General features: G+C 65.6%; 17 protein-coding genes. 10 read left to right on the forward strand and 7 right to left on the reverse strand.

Annotated elements, in window-relative coordinates; genetic code table 11:
- Positions 1-49: 49 nt before the first annotated feature.
- Complete coding sequence (locus ASE13_RS14825; protein WP_056617375.1) at positions 50-295, forward strand: hypothetical protein; 246 nt, start codon at positions 50-52, stop codon at positions 293-295.
- 194 nt (positions 296-489) lie between these two features.
- Complete coding sequence (locus tag ASE13_RS14830) at positions 490-696, forward strand: cold-shock protein (RefSeq protein ID WP_056617378.1); 207 nt, start codon at positions 490-492, stop codon at positions 694-696.
- Between the two features lie 46 nt (positions 697-742).
- Here ASE13_RS14830 and ASE13_RS14835 read toward each other — a convergent pair whose 3' ends face one another.
- The 5 genes from ASE13_RS14835 to ASE13_RS14850 all read right to left on the reverse strand — a co-directional run bounded on the left by ASE13_RS14835 (position 743) and on the right by ASE13_RS14850 (position 4172).
- Entirely contained in the window at positions 743-952 is a 210-nt protein-coding gene (locus ASE13_RS14835; protein WP_056617381.1) for a hypothetical protein, read from the reverse strand.
- 34 nt (positions 953-986) lie between these two features.
- On the reverse strand, positions 987-2570 hold the full coding sequence (groL, locus tag ASE13_RS14840; RefSeq protein ID WP_056617385.1) for a chaperonin GroEL: 1584 nt from the start codon (positions 2568-2570) through the stop codon (positions 987-989).
- Between the two features lie 263 nt (positions 2571-2833).
- Positions 2834-3784, reverse strand: a complete 951-nt coding sequence (locus ASE13_RS14845) for an aldo/keto reductase (RefSeq protein WP_056617388.1) — start codon at positions 3782-3784, stop codon at positions 2834-2836.
- Positions 3784-3945 (reverse strand): hypothetical protein, encoded by a 162-nt coding sequence (locus tag ASE13_RS19930; protein ID WP_156404904.1) that lies wholly within the window; start codon positions 3943-3945, stop codon positions 3784-3786. The genes ASE13_RS14845 and ASE13_RS19930 overlap by 1 nt, the downstream gene beginning before the upstream one ends.
- On the reverse strand, positions 3942-4172 hold the full coding sequence (locus ASE13_RS14850) for a hypothetical protein (RefSeq protein ID WP_056617391.1): 231 nt from the start codon (positions 4170-4172) through the stop codon (positions 3942-3944). Before ASE13_RS14850 ends, ASE13_RS19930 begins: the two co-directional genes overlap by 4 nt.
- A gap of 102 nt (positions 4173-4274) precedes the next feature.
- Here ASE13_RS14850 and ASE13_RS14855 point away from each other — a divergent pair, with 102 nt between their 5' ends.
- The 4 genes from ASE13_RS14855 to metH all read left to right on the forward strand — a co-directional run bounded on the left by ASE13_RS14855 (position 4275) and on the right by metH (position 9958).
- Positions 4275-5228 (forward strand): ArsR/SmtB family transcription factor, encoded by a 954-nt coding sequence (locus ASE13_RS14855; RefSeq protein ID WP_056617394.1) that lies wholly within the window; start codon positions 4275-4277, stop codon positions 5226-5228.
- The gene (gene metF / locus ASE13_RS14860) at positions 5225-6142 is read left to right on the forward strand and encodes a methylenetetrahydrofolate reductase (RefSeq protein WP_056617398.1); all 918 of its coding nucleotides are present in this window, start codon (positions 5225-5227) and stop codon (positions 6140-6142) included. Before ASE13_RS14855 ends, metF begins: the two co-directional genes overlap by 4 nt.
- An 18-nt stretch (positions 6143-6160) precedes the next feature.
- A complete protein-coding gene (locus ASE13_RS14865) occupies positions 6161-7207 on the forward strand; it encodes a homocysteine S-methyltransferase family protein (RefSeq protein WP_056617401.1) in 1047 nt (348 codons plus the stop codon).
- 147 nt (positions 7208-7354) lie between these two features.
- A complete protein-coding gene (gene metH, locus ASE13_RS14870) occupies positions 7355-9958 on the forward strand; it encodes a methionine synthase (protein WP_056617404.1) in 2604 nt (867 codons plus the stop codon).
- A gap of 208 nt (positions 9959-10166) precedes the next feature.
- Here metH and ASE13_RS14875 read toward each other — a convergent pair whose 3' ends face one another.
- Positions 10167-10466, reverse strand: a complete 300-nt coding sequence (locus ASE13_RS14875) for a fucose-binding lectin protein (RefSeq protein WP_156404905.1) — start codon at positions 10464-10466, stop codon at positions 10167-10169.
- A 195-nt stretch (positions 10467-10661) separates the two neighbouring features.
- On the opposite strand from ASE13_RS14875, the gene ASE13_RS14880 reads away from it, so the two are divergent.
- Positions 10662-12527 carry an ABC-F family ATP-binding cassette domain-containing protein gene (locus ASE13_RS14880; protein ID WP_056617407.1) on the forward strand — a complete coding sequence of 622 codons (1866 nt, stop codon included), beginning with the start codon at positions 10662-10664 and terminating at the stop codon, positions 12525-12527.
- 149 nt (positions 12528-12676) lie between these two features.
- Here the strand turns inward: ASE13_RS14880 and ASE13_RS14885 are convergent, their stop codons facing one another.
- On the reverse strand, positions 12677-13570 hold the full coding sequence (locus ASE13_RS14885) for a LysR family transcriptional regulator (protein WP_056617410.1): 894 nt from the start codon (positions 13568-13570) through the stop codon (positions 12677-12679).
- Between the two features lie 98 nt (positions 13571-13668).
- Between ASE13_RS14885 and ASE13_RS14890 the strand changes: the two genes are divergently transcribed.
- From ASE13_RS14890 to ASE13_RS14900, 3 genes are all read left to right on the forward strand, one after another.
- Positions 13669-14652, forward strand: a complete 984-nt coding sequence (locus ASE13_RS14890; protein WP_056617413.1) for an aldo/keto reductase — start codon at positions 13669-13671, stop codon at positions 14650-14652.
- 24 nt (positions 14653-14676) lie between these two features.
- Positions 14677-15732 carry an NAD(P)-dependent alcohol dehydrogenase gene (locus ASE13_RS14895; protein ID WP_056617416.1) on the forward strand — a complete coding sequence of 352 codons (1056 nt, stop codon included), beginning with the start codon at positions 14677-14679 and terminating at the stop codon, positions 15730-15732.
- An 81-nt stretch (positions 15733-15813) separates the two neighbouring features.
- Positions 15814-17400, forward strand: coding sequence for an MFS transporter (locus ASE13_RS14900; RefSeq protein ID WP_056617419.1), 1587 nt, complete (start codon positions 15814-15816; stop codon positions 17398-17400).
- Positions 17401-17405 lie beyond the last annotated feature (5 nt).

A 17405-nucleotide genomic window follows, 5' to 3' on the forward strand; every position in this document is an offset into this window, starting at 1 on the left:
GTGGGCGTGCCGGACGATCGCGCCATTGTTCCCCGTGAAAGGATCTCCGATGCAGCCTTCATCCATCTTGTGCCGTGCCCAGGAAGCCCGGCAGAACGCTCTTGCCGCCGGCTCGGACCTTGCCAATGTCCGGACGGTCGCAACATTCGCCGCGGCCGCCTGGGCCAAGGAAGCGACGTACGCCGAGAAGCGCGAGGAGCGGATGCGCAAGCGCGCGGCCGGGCAAGCCATCGACGTGAATCCGCCCGCCCGGCAGGATCATCATCCCGATCGCGACTTCGCGGCCATGAGATAAGCCGAAGATAAACCGGCCGTTCATTTGGTGGGAGTCACGCGACGCATTGCTTTTCGCGCCCGCCGCCCCATATTGGCGAGGCTATCGTCGCCTGCGACGGAAATCGACGCTTCCGGGCCGACCATTCCATTTCACGCTTCTGGCTCGCTGCGCAGCTGCGCAGGGACATATATGTTTCGTGAAAGGAGCATCTCATGCCTATCGGCAAAGTAAAATTCTTCAATACGGCTAAGGGTTTCGGTTTCATCGAGCCGGAAGACGGCGGCGCTGACAGCTTCGTCCACATCAGCGCGGTCGAACGCGCCGGCATGTCGACGCTCGAGGCCGACCAGCGCGTCTCGTACGACATCGAGAACGACCAGCGCGGCAAGGCCTCGGCCGTGAATCTCAAGGCCGCCTGAACACGGTCCGGCGGGGAGGGCGACCTCCCCGCCGCAATCCGCTTGCCTATTTGGTGGCGATGTCGCTCGCTTCGGCCTTGTAGGTTTCGCGGACGAACGCCCGCGCCAGGGTCTGGGTGCGGAACCCGTCGTCCAACACTTCGGTCGATACCAGCGGATAGCCCTGCGAATTGAACCGCGTGGTGCGCACGGTGACGCGGAACACGCCGCCTTCGTCCTTGGTGACCAGATAGGGGCGAACGGGAACTCGGGACATAGTCTGACTCCTGACTGTGGATAGGGTGCGCGGATCAGTCCGCGGCTTCGACGATCGCGACTTCGGTGGTGAGCAGCAGGCCGGCCACCGACGCGGCATCCTGCAGCGCCGCTCGCACCACCAGGGTCGGATCGAGCACACCCGTCGCCACCAGATTCTCATAGGTTTCGGTCTGGGCGTTGAAGCCCATCTCCGGATCGCCGCCGTCGATCAGCCGGCCTGCGACGACGCCGCCGTCCTGGCCGGCATTCTCGACGATCTGACGCAGCGGGGCGGAGAGCGCCTCGCGGACGATCTGGATGCCGCGGGTCTGGTCGTCATTGGCGCCAGCCATCCCCTGCAGCGCCAGGGATGCATAGAGCAAGGCAGTGCCGCCACCGGGCAGCACGCCTTCCTCCACTGCCGCGCGGGTGGCGTGCAGTGCGTCGTCGACCCGGTCCTTGCGCTCGCGCATCTCGACTTCGGTCGATGCGCCGACGCGGAGGATCGCGACACCGCCGCCGAGGCGGGCCATGCGTTCCTGCAATTTCTCCTGGTCATATTCGCTGTCGGTCAGCGCGATCTGCTGCTTGATCGCCTCGACCCGTCCGGCGATCGCGGCGGAATCGCCGGCACCTTCGATGATCGTCGTGTCGTTCCGGTCGATCGTCACGCGCCGCGCGGTGCCCAGCATCGCCAGCGTCACGCTTTCGAGCTTGATGCCCAGATCCTCGCTGATCGCTTCGCTGCCGGTGAGCACGGCGATATCCTCGAGCATCGCCTTGCGGCGGTCGCCGAAGCCCGGCGCCTTGACCGCGGCGACCTTCAGCCCGCCGCGCAGCTGGTTCACCACCAATGTGGAAAGCACGTCGCCTTCCACATCCTCGGCGACGATCAGCAGCGGCCGGCCCGATTGCGCCACCGCTTCGAGGATCGGCAGCAAGGGCTGGAGGTTCGAGAGCTTCCGTTCGTGGATCAATATGTAGGGCTGGTCGAGTTCGACGATCATCTTCGCGGGATCGGTGATGAAATAGGGGCTCAGATAGCCGCGATCGAACTGCATACCCTCGACTATTTCCAGCTCGAATTCCATGCCGCGCGCGTCTTCGACCGAGATCACGCCCTGCTTGCCGACCTTGTCCATCGCCTTCGCGATCATCCGGCCGATCTCCTCGTCGCCATTGGCGGAGACGATGCCGACCTGGGCGATCTCGTCATTGTTGGAGACGGGCTTCGAACGCGCCGCGAGTTGTTCGACGACCGCAACGACAGCGAGATCGATGCCGCGCTTCAGGTCCATCGGATTGCTGCCGGCGGAGACCGACTTCATTCCCTCGTGAACGATCGCCTGGGCCAGCACGGTGGCGGTGGTCGTGCCATCGCCGGCGTGGTCCTCGGTCTTCGACGCCACTGCGCGCAGCATCTGTGCGCCCAGATTCTCGAACCGGTCCTTCAGCGTGATTTCCTTGGCGACGGTGACGCCGTCCTTGGTGATGCGCGGCGCGCCATAGCCGCTGTCGAGCACGACGTTGCGGCCCTTCGGCCCCAGCGTGACCTTCACCGCATCGGCAAGGATGTCGATGCCGCGAAGAATGCTTTCGCGCGCATCGCGCGAGAATTTGACGTGCTTGGCTGGCATGGATCGGGGCCGTTCGCTTGCTGGACCGCGACTTCATCGTCGCTATCACAATCGGAGCCAGCGCTGCCATTTGCGAATTGGCACCCGGAAACGCGAGTGCCAGCCCTCCCCATGTGGCCCTCCCTGCCGCGCTTCGCAACCCGCGGGACGACAATCAGCCGAGGGTCACCTGTAAGAGATCGCGCGAGGTCGGTCAGTACTTCGCTTTTCCCATGTCGCCGATGCGGAGATGTTCGAACCGCGTCCCGCGGACGCAGCGAAACTCACGCGCCGGCGGTGGTCAGCCTGTCCAGTTGTTCGGGCGTGAGCGTGACGTCCCAGGCGTGGATCAGCTCGTCGAGCTGCTCGACGCTCGTCGCGCTGGCGATCGGCGCCGTGACGCCGGCCTGCGCGGCGAGCCAGGCCAGTGCGATCTGGGCGAGAGTGGCGCCGGCCTCGGCCGAGACTTCGTCCATTGCCGCGAGCACCGACCCGCCTTTGCCTTCGAGCAACGCCGCCATCCGGCCGCCGCGCACGCTTTTGCCGAAATCCACCTCGCTGCGATATTTGCCGGTCAGGAAGCCGGAGGCGAGGCCGTAATAAGGCACGACGCCGATATTATGGGTGACGCACAGGTCCTGTAGCTCGCCCTCGAACTTGTGGCGGCTGACGAGATTATATTCAGGCTGGAGCACGCGATAATGCGGCAGCCCCTCGGCCGTGGCGATTTCGAGCGCCGATTTGAGCCGCCCGGCATGGAAGTTGGACGCGCCCAGCGCCCGGACCTTGCCGGCCTTGATCAAGGTGTCGAACGCGGCGAGCGCGTCTTGCTGGGGAACGTCCTCGTCATCCTGATGCGCGAAATAAAGGTCGATCGTATCGACGCCGAGCCGCTGGAGCGAAGCCTCGGCCGCGGCGGCGATGCGTGCGGGCGCGAGCTTCGATCCGCCTTCGCCGTCGAGCATGCCGACCTTGGTGGCGATGAGCACCTTGTCGCGTTTGCCCGAACTGCGCAGCCATTCGCCGATGATCGCCTCCGATTCGCCGCCCTGGTGGCCGGGGACCCAGGCCGAATAGACGTCGGCGGTGTCGATCATCACGCCGCCGCGCTCGACGAAGCGGTCGAGAATGCGGAAGCTGGTGGCCTTGTCCGCCGTCCAGCCGAAGACATTGCCGCCCAGCACTAGGGGAGGCGTCAGGAGGCCGGAAGTGCCGAGTTCGCGGAGTTTGCTCATTACCGTACCGATCCGTTGTCGGCGACGCTGGCGTTGATGTCGGTCGCCGCGGCCGCTTCGTTGAGCTGGCGGGCTTCGTCGGCCGAGGGTGCATCGTTGTCGGGCCCGCCGCAACCGGCGAGCGCCAGCGCGATCAGCAGCAACGGCAGGCCTCGCATCATTCCTCGATCTCGTTGCCGACGGCGGCGTTGCCTTCGTAGCTGTTCTCGGCCTCGGTGAAGGCGGCATCGGTGGCGGCATTGGCCGCGTTCACGTCGCTGACCGCTTCGCCCATCGTGTTGCTGTCGCCGGTGACGGTCTCGTTGGCTTCGGCGGCCTCGTTCTTCGCGCCGCCGCAGGCGGAGAGCGCGAGCAGGGCGACGGGGAGGAGGAGCAGGGTCTTGCGCATTGGTTCAGCCTCTTGTTTAGCCTCGCGAAGGGCTAAACAGCGGGGGCGGACTGCGCAACTGCGTTGACCTGATATAAAGATATCTTTATATCTATATCCCCCATGGTCCAGGCTCTCGCCATCTTCCGCGCTCTCGCCGATTCCACCCGGCTGCGCATCGTCGCATTACTGCGCTCGATGGAGCTGTCGGTGGGCGAACTCGCGCAGGTGCTCGGGCAGAGCCAGCCGCGCGTCAGCCGGCATGTGAAGATCCTGTGCGACGCCGGCCTTGTCGAGCGGCGCAAGGAGGGGAGCTGGGTTTTCGTCGCGCTCGGCGCGCACGGCAAGGTCCAGCCGATCCTCGCCGCGCTCGACAGCTGGAACGAAGCCGATCACTGGACCGTCGCCGACGAGGCGCGGCTGGCGGCGGTGCGCGCCGATCGGGCGAGCGCAGCGGCCGAATGGTTCGAAGTCAATGCCGGCCAATGGGACGCGATCCGCTCGCTTCACGTCGCGGAGAGCGAAGTCGAGGCGGCGATGGCCAAAGCGCTGGGCGATACGCCGCTCGGATATCTGATCGATATCGGCACGGGCACCGGGCGGATGCTCGAACTGTTCGCGCCGCTTGCCCGCAATGCGCTGGGGATCGACCGCTCCTCCGAAATGCTGCGGCTGGCGCGGGCCAAGCTCTCCGAGCGCGGGCTCGCCCATGCCGAGCTGCGCCAGGCGGATCTCTATGCGCTGCCGCTGCAGGACGGCGGGGCGGATGCGGCGATATTGCACCATGTGCTCCATTTCGCGCAGCAGCCGGGTGCCGCGATCGCGGAGGCGGCGCGGGTGCTGAGCGACGGGGGGCGGCTGCTGATCGTCGATTTCGCACCGCACGATCGCGAGGAACTGCGTTCGCGCGACGCGCATACCCGGCTGGGTTTCTCGGACGAGCAGATTCTCGGCTGGTTTGCCGGCGCGGGGCTCGCCCCGGCGCAGATCGAGACGCTCGAAGGCGGCGAACTGACCGTCAAATTATGGCTGGGTCGCAAGACCGGCATGGAATCGAAGGAAGTGAAGGCGGCATGAGCATCGTGGACCCGCTGGCGGCCCCGCTTTTCGCGGACGTGGCCGGCGACATCGAAGTGAGCTTCGAATTCTTCCCGCCCAAGACCGAGAAGATGGAAGAGACCTTGTGGGAGTCGATCCAGACGCTCTCGCCGCTCGGCCCGCGCTTCGTCAGCGTGACCTATGGCGCGGGCGGGACGACGCGCGAGCGGACGCATAACACCGTGGCTCGGATCGCGCGCGAGACCGCGATTCCGGCCGCGGCGCATCTGACCTGCGTCGAGGCGACGCGCGAGGAGATCGATCAGGTCGCCGAGGAATATTGGGCGGCGGGCGTGCGGCACATCGTAGCACTTCGCGGCGATCCGCCGCGCGCCGGTGAGAAGTTCCAATCGCACCCGGGCGGCTACGAGAACGCTGCGGCGTTGGTGGCGGGGCTGAAGAAGCTCCACCCGTTCGAGATCTCGGTCGCGGCCTATCCGGAGTGCCATCCGGATTCGCCCAATGCGACTGCCGATATCGACAATCTCAAGGCCAAGATCGATGCGGGCGCGACCCGCGCGATCACGCAGTTCTTCTTCGAGCCCGAGACCTTCTTCCGCTTCCGCGACGATGCGGCCAAGGCCGGGATCACCGCCGAGATCGTGCCGGGAATCATGCCGGTGATGAACTTCGCCAGCGTCCAGCGCATGTCGGCGATGTGCGGGACGGCGGTGCCGGCGTGGATGGGCAAGTTGTTCGAAGGGCTCGACGAGCATCCTGCGGCGCGGCAGCTCGTCGCGGCGACGCTGGCGGCGGAATTGTGCCGGAAGCTCTATGCGGGCGATGTGCGGCAGTTCCACTTCTACACGCTCAATCGCGCCGAATTGAGCTACGCGATCTGCCATCTGCTCGGGCTGCGGCCGAAGGTCGGGGCGGAGCTGGCGGCGGCTTGAGGCTTTAGAGGAAGTAAGATGACTGCACGCGAGAAATTGCTGGCCGAAGCCGCCAAGCGCATCCTGATCACCGACGGTGCATTCGGGACCGAGATCCAGAACTGGAAGCTGGGCGAAGAGGCCTATGCCGGCGATCTGGGGCTGAGCCATGATCAGAAGGGCAATAACGACATCCTCGCGCTGACCAAGCCCGAGGTGCCGGCGTCGATCCACCGCGCTTATTTCGAGGCGGGGGCGGACATCGCCGAGACCAACACCTTCTCAGCCAACCGGATCAGCCAGGCCGATTACGGCGCCGAGCATCTGGTGCGCGAGATCAATGTCGAGAGCGCCAAGCTGGCGCGGTCGATCGCCGACGAATTCGAGGCCAAGGACGGGCGTCCGCGCTTCGTCGCCGGGGCATTGGGGCCGACCAACAAGACGCTGTCGCTGTCGCCCGACGTCAACGATCCGGGCTATCGCGAGATCGACTTCGACTATCTGAAGGACGTGTATCGCGAGCAGATCGATGCGCTGGTCGAGGGCGGGGTGGACTTCATCCTGATCGAGACGGTGTTCGACACGCTCAACGCCAAGGCGGGGATCATGGCGGCGATCGAGGCGGGCAACGATCTCGGCCGCGACTTGCCGATCATGCTGTCGATGACGCTGACCGATCTTTCGGGGCGCAATTTGTCGGGCCACACGGTCGAGGCGTTCTGGCACGCGGTGCGGCATGCGCGGCCAGTGACGATCGGGCTCAATTGCTCGTTCGGCGCGGAGCAGCTTCGCCCGCACGTCAAGACGCTCGCCGCTCTGTGCGACACGCTGATCATGGTCTATCCGAACGCCGGCCTTCCCAACGAACTCGGCGCCTATGACGAGGCGCCGGCGACGACTGCCGGGCTGGTCAAGGAATGGGCTGATGCGGGCCAGGTCAACGTGCTCGGCGGCTGCTGCGGATCGACCCCGGCGCATATCGCGGCGATCGCCGAGGCAGTGAAGGACCTGCCGCCGCGCGCAATCCCGACGCCGGAAGTGCGGACGCGGCTTGCGGGTCTCGAGCCGTTCACGATGGCGGCTTGATCCTCCCCGGAACGGGGAGGGGGACCGCGCCCGAAGGGCGTGGTGGAGGGGGTTCTCCGCGAGCGAGCCCCCTGCGGCAACCCCCCTCCACCATGCTTCGCATGGTCCCCCTCCCCGTCCCGGGGAGGATCTAAGAAGATTGAAGACATGAACACCACCGCCTCCTCCACCAGCTTCGTCAATATCGGCGAACGCACCAACGTCACCGGCTCCGCCCGCTTCAAGAAGCTGGTGATGGCGGGGGATTACGCCGCCGCGGTCGAAGTCGCGCTGCAGCAGGTCGAGGCCGGTGCGCAGGTGCTCGACGTCAACATGGACGAGGGCCTGCTCGACGCGCACGAGGCGATGACCACCTTCCTCAAGCTGATTCAGGCCGAGCCCGACATCGCCCGCATCCCGGTGATGGTCGACAGCTCCAAGTGGGACGTGATCGAGGCGGGGCTGAAATGCGTGTCGGGCAAGCCGATCGTCAATTCGATCAGCATGAAGGAAGGCGAGGAACAGTTCCTCGACCATGCCCGGAAATGCATGGCGTACGGCGCGGCGGTGGTCGTCATGGCGTTCGACGAGGTCGGGCAGGCGGATACCAAGGAGCGCAAGGTCGAGATCTGCGAGCGCGCCTACAAATTGCTCGTCGGGATCGGCTTCCCGCCCGAGGACATCATCTTCGATCCCAACGTGTTCGCGGTGGCGACGGGCATCGAGGAGCACAATAATTACGGCGTCGACTTCATCGAGGCATGCAAGGAGATCAAGGCGCGCTGCCCGCATGTCCATATCTCGGGCGGGCTCTCGAACCTGTCGTTCTCGTTCCGCGGCAACGAAGTCGTCCGCAAGGCGATGCACTCGGTGTTCCTCTACCATGCGATCCCGGCCGGGATGGACATGGCGATCGTCAATGCCGGCCAGCTCGACGTCTATGACCAGATCGAGCCCGAGCTGCGCACAGCCTGCGAGGACGTCATCCTCAACCGCGATCCCGATGCGGGCGAGCGGCTGGTGGCGCTCGCCGAGCGCTTCCGCGGCACCGATGCGGTGGCCGAGAAGCAGGCGGCCGAGTGGCGCGGCTGGCCTGTCGCCAAGCGGCTCGAACATGCCCTGGTCAAGGGCATCGACCAGTTCGTCGTCGAGGATACCGAGGAGTGCCGTCAGGCGTTCGCGCGGCCGATCGAAGTCATCGAAGGCCCGCTGATGGACGGGATGAACGTGGTCGGCGACCTGTTCGGATCGGGCAAGATGTTCCTGCCGCAGGTGGTCAAGTCGGCGCGGGTGATGAAGAAGGCAGTGGCGCACCTGCTGCCCTTCATCGAAGCCGCCAAGGAGCCGGGCGCCAAGGGCAAGGGCAAGGTCGTGATGGCCACCGTCAAGGGCGACGTCCATGATATCGGCAAGAACATCGTCGGCGTGGTGCTCCAGTGCAACGGCTTCGAGGTCGTCGATCTCGGCGTGATGGTGCCGTGGACGAAGATCCTCGAGGCGGCGAACGAGAACGATGCCGACATGATCGGGCTTTCGGGGCTGATCACGCCGAGCCTCGACGAGATGGTCACCGTTGCCGAGGAGATGCAGCGCTCGGGCATGACGATGCCGCTGCTGATCGGCGGTGCGACGACTTCGCGCGTCCATACCGCATTGCGTATCGAGCCGGCGTATAAGGGGCCGGTCGTCCACGTGCTCGACGCGAGCCGCGCGGTGGGTGTCGCGACGACGCTCGTTTCCGAGACGATCCGGGACGATTATGTCGCCAAGATCGCTGCCGAGTACGAGCAGGTGCGCGTCGCGCGGGCGGGGCGCGGTCAGAGCGAATTGCTGCCGCTGGAGAAGGCGCGCGACAATGCGTTCGAGGCGGACATGAGCCTCAAGCCGGGCAAGCCGCGGATGCCGGGGGTGCACGAGTTCCTCGACTGGGACCTGAACGACCTCAGAAAGTATATCGACTGGACGCCGTTCTTCCGCGCCTGGGAGCTGGCCGGCAACTACCCGGCAATCCTAGAAGACAAGGTGGTCGGCGAAAGCGCGAGCTCGCTGTTCGCCGATGCGCAGGCGATGCTCGACAAGATCATCGCCGAGAAGTGGCTGACCGCGCGCGGCGTCGCCGGGCTGTGGCCGTGCCGCCGGCAGGGCGACGACATCATCGTCCATGTCCAGGACGAGGAGCATGTCACGCTGCCGATGCTGCGCCAGCAGATCGCCAAGCGCGAGGGCCGCGCGAACATGTGCCTCGCCGATTTCATCGATCATGACGGCGACTGGATCGGCGGCTTCGCGGTGGGCATCCATGGGATCGAGCCGCACCTCGCGCGTTTCAAGAACGCGATCGATGATTATTCGGACATCCTGCTCAAGGCGCTGGCCGATCGTCTGGCCGAAGCCTTTGCGGAGCGACTCCACCAGTTCGTGCGGACCTCGCTCTGGGGCTATGCCGAGGGCGAGCAGTTGACCAACGAGGCGCTGATCAAGGAGCAGTATCGCGGCATCCGCCCGGCGCCCGGCTATCCGGCCTGCCCCGAGCACAGCCTCAAGCCGATCCTGTTCAAGATGCTCGACGCGCACAAGCGCACCGGCATCTCGCTGACCGAAAGCTTCGCGATGCTGCCGACCTCGGCGGTTTCGGGCTTCTATTTCGGCCATCCGCAGGCCGAATATTTCGGCGTGGCGCGGATCGGGCAGGATCAGCTTGAGGAATATGCCGCGCGGCGCGGGATCCCGCTGGATCTGGCGACGCGGTATTTGCGACCGAACCTGGATTGAGTCGGTACTCAGGCTTGTAGGATTCGCGACGCCTAATTTCACACTTTTCACGGTGAATCGGCAATTTCATTGCGTCATCGCGTAACGAAATTGCGGGGTTCGTGCTGCGTTATTCACCGGGTTCAAAGAGCCAGCATTAGCCTCCCACACCAAATCCTACATTGAAAGGGCGAAGCGCCGCCGACATGCGCCGGCGGCGCTGGGTGGCTCAACTGGTGGTGTATTGGCCTTGCGTCCAGTCGCTGCCGGGATCGAAACACCATTCGATCGTGGCATCGTCATTGGTGGCGTAGACGCGGATGTGAACGCCGTCAGAGGCCTGCCAACTCGTCGCCGAGACGGCACCGCCGGGCGCGTTGAACCCACCCGCGACCCATCCGCCGCCGTCCCAGCAGCGTTCGGTCAGGGTGTAGCCGTCGGTCGAATAGACGCGGATATGGATTTGATTCGAACTGTCGAGCCAGCTCACTGCGGCTGTTCCGATCGGATAGTTCGGATTATCGCTCATTGGACTTTCCCCCATCTTGCGAGACGCGGTTGCGAGTCGCCATCGACTTTGTCTCATGGTTTCGATGTCGAAACAAAGACATTCCCGGGACTGCAACCATCGGCCTTTTCCTCTGCGGAAGAACAATGAGGATGCGAACGCGAGCCGGCGGCATGGGGTGACGATAGAGGTTTAATGCGCTAGGCGCCCGCCATCATGCTCAACCTGACCGACATCACGGTGCGCCTCGGCGGGCGCACGATCATCGACGCCGCCACTGCCAAGCTGCCGCCCAAGGGCCGCATCGGGCTGATCGGCCGCAACGGGGCGGGCAAGTCGACTCTCGTCAAGGTCATCGCCAGCCAGCTCGAACCCGATGGCGGCAGCGTCGAGATGCCGCGCGGGGCGAAGCTCGGCTATATCGCGCAGGAAGCGCCGCATGGCGATGCGACCCCCTTCGAAACGGTGCTCGCCGCCGATCTGGAACGCGCGGCTTTGCTCCACGAGAGCGAGACCAGCCAGGATCCGGATCGGCTGGGCGAAGTCTATGAGCGGCTGATGGCGATCGACGCCTATACCGCGCCGAGCCGCGCGGCGCAGATCCTGGTCGGGCTCGGCTTCGACGAAGACATGCAGCACCAGCCGCTCGACAGCTTTTCGGGCGGGTGGAAGATGCGCGTGGCGCTGGCGAGCCTGTTGTTCTCGCAGCCCGACATGCTGCTGCTCGACGAGCCTTCGAATCACCTGGATCTCGAAGCGGTCTTGTGGCTGGAGGACTTCCTCAAAAGCTATCCGGCGACGATCCTGCTGGTCAGCCACGAGCGCGACTTCCTCAACAATGTCGTCGATCACATCCTCCATCTCGATCGCGGGAAGCTGACGCTCTATCCGGGCGGATATGACGCGTTCGAGCGGCAGCGGGCCGAGCGGCAGGCGCAGATCGCCTCGGCGCGGGCGAAGCAGCAGGCGCAGCGCGAGCATCTGCAGGAATATATCGCGAAGAACTCGGCGCGCGCTTCTACCGCCAAGCAGGCGCAGAGCCGCCAAAAGGCGCTGGCCAAGTTGCAGCCCATCGCCGAGCTGCTCGACGATCCGACCTTGACCTTCGACTTCCCCAATCCCGACGAGCTGCGTCCACCGCTGATCACGCTCGATCTCGCGACGGTGGGCTATGGCGAGACGCCGATCCTCAAGCGGCTCAACCTGCGGATCGATCCGGACGACCGGGTCGCATTGCTCGGCCGCAACGGCAACGGCAAGACCACGCTGGCACGGCTGCTCGCGGCGCAGCTGACGCCGATGGAAGGCGCGATGAACGCCAGCGGCAAGATGCGGGTGGGATATTTCACCCAATATCAGGTCGAGGAGCTCGACCGGACCGAGACGCCGCTCCAGCACATGACGTCCCTCATGAAGGGCGCGACTCAGGGTGCGGTGCGTGGCCAGCTCGGGCGGTTCGGCTTTTCGGGGCAGAAGGCCACCACCGAAGTCGGCAAGCTTTCGGGCGGCGAACGCGCGCGGCTTGCGCTGGCGCTGATCACCCGCGATGCGCCGCACATGCTGATCCTCGACGAGCCGACCAACCATTTGGACGTCGACGCGCGCGAGGCGCTGATCCAGGCGCTGAACGAATATACCGGCACGGTTGTGCTGGTCAGCCATGACCGCCACATGCTCGAGATGACCGCCGACCGGCTGGTGCTGGTCGATCAGGGGACGGCGAAGGACTTCGACGGGTCGCTCGACGACTATATCGCCTTCGTGCTCAGCAAGGACGGGCAGGGGCCCAAGCTCTCCAAAGCCGACAAGAAGGAGGCGCGGCGCGTCGCCGCCGAGGCGCGCGAGAAGGGAACCGAGCTGCGCAAGGCCGCCAAGGCGGCCGAAGCCGAGCTGGCGAAGCTGACCGGGCAGCGCGCCGCAGTGGAGCTTGCGATGTTCGATCCGTCGGCCGCGGATGCCGCGCTCACCAGGCTGACCATGACCGAGCTGATGAAGCGCCGCGCCGAGCTCAACGACAAGATCGATGCGGCCGAGGCGGCATGGCTGGAGGCGAGCGAAGCGCTGGAAGGCATCGACGCGTAGACGGGCTCATTCCCCAAAAAACGTCATCCCCGCGAAAGCGGGGACCCACCTCGTGGACGGGCCACACGCTGCGCCGCGGTACTCGCGGATACCGCCGGAGATGGGCCCCCGCTTTCGCGGGGGTGACGAATAATTGAACGAGACCGACTCTAACCCCTATACCGCAGCGCCTCGACCAGCAGCGCGAAGGCGGGGGTCATCTGGCGGCGGCTGGGATAATAAAGGTGATAGCCGGGGAAGGGCGAGCACCAGTCCTCGAGCACGCGCACCAGCCGGCCGGCCCTGAGCGACTCGCGGAAATGGTCCTCGGGCAGGAAGGCGATGCCGAAGCCGGCCTCCGCGGCGGTGACGATCATGTCGACATCGTTGAGCACGAGCTGCCCCTCGACGCGAACCTTGAGCTCGCGGTCGTCCTTGTCTAGCTCCCAGGCGTAGAGACCGCCCGACGTACGCATCCGCATGTTGATGCAGTTGTGCCCGGCGAGATCCTGCGGCGCGCGCGGGGGCGGATTGCGGGCGAAATAGCTTGGCGAGGCGACTGCGGCCATGCGGAGGTCCGGCCCGACGCGCACTGCGACCATGTCCTTCGCGACCTGCTCCCAGATTCGTATCCCCGCATCGAACCGCTCGCTGACGATGTCGGTCAGTGACGAATCAACGCTGATCTCGACGTGCACGTCCGGATGGGTTGGGAGCAGCTTCTCCAGCGCCGGCCAGAGGACGTCGCGAGCGGCTTGCCCCGTGCAGGTGATGCGGACCGTGCCGGCGGGCTTGTCGCGCAATTCGGTGAGCGCGGCGAGCTGGGCGTCGATATCGTCGAAGGCGGGACGTAGCGTCGCCAGCAGGCGCTCGCCCGCCTGGGTGGCGACGACGCTGCGCGTGGTGCGGGCGAGCAGGCGGACGCCCAGCCGCGTCTCGAGCCGGCGGATCGTGTGGCTCAACGCCGATTGCGACGTGCCGAGCCTGGCCGCGGCGCGGGTGAAGCTGCGCTCCTCGGCAACCGCCATGAAGGCGGCAAGATCGGCCAATTCCTCGCGCCGCATTGATGAATCTCCGATATGACTACATGTACTTATTAGTGCCTAATCGCGGGCCGACCCAAGGCTTATCTGGCAGGCTCCCCAATCAACGGAGCAACCCCATGCAAAAGCGTGCACTCGGCCGTAGCGGCTTGGAAGTCTCGGCGATCGGCCTCGGCTGTATGGGCTTGAGCTACGCTTATGGTCCGGCCCCCGCGCGCGCGGATGCGATCCGGCTGCTGCGCGGCGCGTTCGAGCGCGGCGTGACCTTCTTCGACACCGCCGAGGCCTATGGCCCGTTCGCCAATGAGGATCTGCTCGGCGAGGCGCTGGCGCCGGTCCGCAATCAGGTGGTGATCGCCACCAAGTTCGGCTTCGCCGGCGGCGTGCCGGCGGACGGCCTGGACAGCCGGCCCGAGAATATCCGGGCAGTGACCGAGGCCGCGCTCAAGCGGCTGCGGACCGATCACATCGACTTGCTCTACCAGCATCGCGTCGATCCGAACGTGCCGATCGAGGACGTCGCGGGCACGGTCGCGGCGCTGATCGGGGAGGGCAAGGTCAAGCATTTCGGCATGTCCGAGGCGGGCGTCGAAACGATCCGCCGCGCCCACGCCGTGCAGCCGGTGGCGACGCTGCAGAGCGAATATTCTCTGTGGTGGCGCGAGCCCGAGCGCGAGATATTGCCGGCGCTCGAGGAACTGGGGATCGGCTTCGTGCCGTTCAGTCCGCTGGGGCGCGGCTTCCTGACCGGCGCGATCACCGCCGACACCGAGCTCGCCAGCGACGATTTCCGCAACAAGATCCCGCGTTTCGCCGCCGAGGCGCGCGCGGCGAACCAGGCGCTGGTCGATCGAATCGGCGAGATCGCCGCGGCGAAGCAGGCGACACCTGCGCAGATCGCGATCGGCTGGCTGCTGGCGCAACACCCGTGGATCGTGCCGATCCCCGGCACCACCAAGCTCCATCGGCTGGAGGAGAATATCGGCGGCGCGGCGATCGACCTGACCGCCGACGATCTGAACGAGATCGGTGCCGCGCTGGATGCGATTCCGGTCGCGGGGGATCGCTATCCGGCGAACCTGCAGGCCGCCGTCAACCGCTGACCATCTACTTTGGAGGAAACCCAAATGACCGTCCAAGCCTATGGCGCTTATGCCGCCGACAAGCCGCTCGAGCCGATCGCGATCGAGCGCCGTGCGCCCGGCCCACATGATGTGCAGATCGACATCGCTTATTGCGGCGTCTGCCATTCGGACCTGCACACCGTCCGCTCCGAATGGGGCGGGACGCTGTACCCTTGCGTGCCGGGGCACGAGATCGTCGGGCATGTCTCGGCGGTGGGCAGCGACGTGACGAAGTTCGCGGTGGGCGACACCGTCGGCGTCGGCTGTATGGTCGACAGCTGCCAGCATTGCCCCGAATGCGCTGAAGGGCTCGAGCAATATTGCACCGGCTCGGGGTTCGTCGGCACCTACAACGGCGCGACCGCGGACGCGCCGGGGCACACGCTGGGCGGCTATTCGCAGCGCATCGTGGTCGACGACAAGTTCGTGCTGCGGATCAACCATAAGGCGGAGCAGCTCGCCGCCGCGGCACCCCTGCTGTGCGCGGGGATCACGACCTGGTCGCCGCTGCGCCACTGGAATGTCGGTCCGGGCAAGAAGGTGGGGATCGTCGGCATCGGCGGGCTCGGCCATATGGGCGTCAAGCTGGCGCATGCGCTGGGCGCCCATGTCGTCGCGTTCACCACGTCGGAGAGCAAGCGGCAGAATGCGCTGGATCTGGGCGCGGACGAAGTCGTGGTGTCGCGCAACGAAGACGAGATGGCCGCGCATGCCGGCAGCTTCGACTTCATCCTCAACACCGTCGCGGCGAGCCATAATCTCGATGCGTTCACGGCGCTGCTCAAGCGCGACGGGACGCTCTGCCTGGTCGGGGTGCCCGAGCATGCGCATCCCTCGCCCGACGTGTCGGCGCTGATCTTCAAGCGGCGCGCGATCGCGGGTTCGCTGATCGGCGGGATCGCCGAGACGCAGGAGATGCTCGATTTCTGCGCCGAGCACGGCATCGTCTCGGATATCGAGATGATTGCCGCACAGGACATCGACACTGCCTATGAGCGGATGCTGCGCAGCGACGTGAAGTATCGCTTCGTCATCGACAATTCGACGCTGGCGGGGTGAAACGGTGCGCGGGCGCAACGCCCGCGCATCTTGCTCCCGGTGCCCGACCCGCTACACCCTGGACAAAACAGGGAGGGCAAGATGGCCAGTGCAGCGGCCGAACCGAGCGCGAAGGACATGCGGCTGGTGATCGGCGCATCGTCGCTGGGCACCGTGTTCGAATGGTACGACTTCTTCATCTACGGGACGCTCGCCGCTTCTGGGATCATCGGGCGGACCTTCTTTCCTGCGGGCAATGAAGTATTGCAGACCTTGCTCGCCTGGGCGGGGTTCGCAGTAGGGTTCGGATTCCGGCCGCTGGGGGCGGTGCTGTTCGGCTATCTCGGCGACAAGCTGGGGCGCAAATACACGTTCCTGGTCACGATCACCCTGATGGGCGTGGCGACCGCGGGCGTCGGGCTGGTGCCGAGCTATGCCGCGATCGGCATGGCCGCACCGGTGCTGATCATCCTGCTGCGCATCTGCCAGGGGCTGGCGCTGGGCGGCGAATATGGCGGTGCGGCGATCTATGTCGCCGAGCATTCGCCGCCGGGACGCGCCGGTTTCCACACCAGCTTCATCCAGGCGAGCGTGGTCGGCGGGTTCATCCTCAGCCTGGCGGTGGTGCTGGTCTCCAAATTCACGCTCGCGGGCGTGTGGGAGAGCTGGGGGTGGCGGGTGCCATTCCTGTTCTCGATCCTGTTGCTCGCAGTGTCGCTGTGGATGCGATTGAAGCTCTCCGAGAGCCCGGTGTTCAAGGCGATGAAGGAAGCGGGCGAGACCGCGACCAATCCGTTCCTCGAAAGCTTCACCTATCCCGGCAACGGCAAGAGGCTGTTCGTCGCCTTGTTCGGCATCTCGGCCGGGCTGACGGTTATCTGGTACACGTCGATGTTCTCGGTGCTGTCGTTCCTGCAGGGGCCGATGCGGCTCGATCCCACCGCGGCGCAACTGATCACCGGAGGGTCGGCGATCGTCGGGCTCTTCTTCTTCCTGTTCTTCGGGCATCTCTCGGATCGGATCGGGCGGAAGATACCGATCGTCGCAGGCTATGCGCTGACGCTGGTGCTGATGTTCCCGCTATTCTGGGTGATCGGCAGCGCGGCCAATCCGGGGCTGGCCCAGGCGGCGCGGCGGGCGCCGGTAGTCGTCTCGGGCCCACATTGCAGGTACGACCCGTTCGCGGCGAAGCAGGCCGACGAATGCGGCAAGCTGCTCGATCATTTCTCGAAGAAGGGCGTCGCCTATCGGACGATCGACGAGCAGGTGACGACGGTGTCGATCGGCGGCCAACCGGTCAACGACCTGAGCCCGGCGGGATTGGACACGGCGCTGGCCGCGGCAGGGTGGGACCTGCGCCCGACGATACCGCCGGCCACCAACATCGCGATCATCGTGCTCGCGATCCTCGCGCTGATGGCGCTTTCGGGGGCGACCTATGGGCCGGTGGCGGCGTTGCTGTCGGAGATGTTCCCGTCGAAGATCCGCTACAGCTCCATGTCGATCCCCTATCATATCGGCACCGGCTATTTCGGCGGATTCCTGCCGCTGATCAGCCAATATATCGTCGCGCGGACCGGCGATCCCTATTCCGGGCTCTGGTATACCTTCGCGGTGGTGGCGATGGCGCTGGCAGTCACGGCCTGGGGCCTGAAGGAGACGGTGGCGCAGGGAGCCGCCAGGCGCTAACCGCG

The organism is Sphingomonas sp. Root241, assembly GCF_001428865.1.
Lineage (GTDB): Bacteria > Pseudomonadota > Alphaproteobacteria > Sphingomonadales > Sphingomonadaceae > Sphingomonas.

Bases quoted from the DNA above. Each gene is read 5' to 3' on its own strand.
- ASE13_RS14850 (WP_056617391.1), bottom strand. From the start codon at position 4,172: ATGCGCAAGACCCTGCTCCTCCTCCCCGTCGCCCTGCTCGCGCTCTCC.
- ASE13_RS14880 (WP_056617407.1), top strand. From the start codon at position 10,662: ATGCTCAACCTGACCGACATCACGGTGCGCCTCGGCGGGCGCACGATC.
- ASE13_RS14855 (WP_056617394.1), top strand. From the start codon at position 4,275: ATGGTCCAGGCTCTCGCCATCTTCCGCGCTCTCGCCGATTCCACCCGG.
- ASE13_RS14865 (WP_056617401.1), top strand. From the start codon at position 6,161: ATGACTGCACGCGAGAAATTGCTGGCCGAAGCCGCCAAGCGCATCCTG.
- ASE13_RS19930 (WP_156404904.1), bottom strand. From the start codon at position 3,945: ATGATGCGAGGCCTGCCGTTGCTGCTGATCGCGCTGGCGCTCGCCGGT.
- groL (WP_056617385.1), bottom strand. From the start codon at position 2,570: ATGCCAGCCAAGCACGTCAAATTCTCGCGCGATGCGCGCGAAAGCATT.
- metF (WP_056617398.1), top strand. From the start codon at position 5,225: ATGAGCATCGTGGACCCGCTGGCGGCCCCGCTTTTCGCGGACGTGGCC.
- ASE13_RS14885 (WP_056617410.1), bottom strand. From the start codon at position 13,570: ATGCGGCGCGAGGAATTGGCCGATCTTGCCGCCTTCATGGCGGTTGCC.
- ASE13_RS14890 (WP_056617413.1), top strand. From the start codon at position 13,669: ATGCAAAAGCGTGCACTCGGCCGTAGCGGCTTGGAAGTCTCGGCGATC.
- ASE13_RS14895 (WP_056617416.1), top strand. From the start codon at position 14,677: ATGACCGTCCAAGCCTATGGCGCTTATGCCGCCGACAAGCCGCTCGAG.
- ASE13_RS14845 (WP_056617388.1), bottom strand. From the start codon at position 3,784: ATGAGCAAACTCCGCGAACTCGGCACTTCCGGCCTCCTGACGCCTCCC.
- metH (WP_056617404.1), top strand. From the start codon at position 7,355: ATGAACACCACCGCCTCCTCCACCAGCTTCGTCAATATCGGCGAACGC.
- ASE13_RS14830 (WP_056617378.1), top strand. From the start codon at position 490: ATGCCTATCGGCAAAGTAAAATTCTTCAATACGGCTAAGGGTTTCGGT.
- ASE13_RS14875 (WP_156404905.1), bottom strand. From the start codon at position 10,466: ATGAGCGATAATCCGAACTATCCGATCGGAACAGCCGCAGTGAGCTGG.
- ASE13_RS14825 (WP_056617375.1), top strand. From the start codon at position 50: ATGCAGCCTTCATCCATCTTGTGCCGTGCCCAGGAAGCCCGGCAGAAC.
- ASE13_RS14900 (WP_056617419.1), top strand. From the start codon at position 15,814: ATGGCCAGTGCAGCGGCCGAACCGAGCGCGAAGGACATGCGGCTGGTG.
- ASE13_RS14835 (WP_056617381.1), bottom strand. From the start codon at position 952: ATGTCCCGAGTTCCCGTTCGCCCCTATCTGGTCACCAAGGACGAAGGC.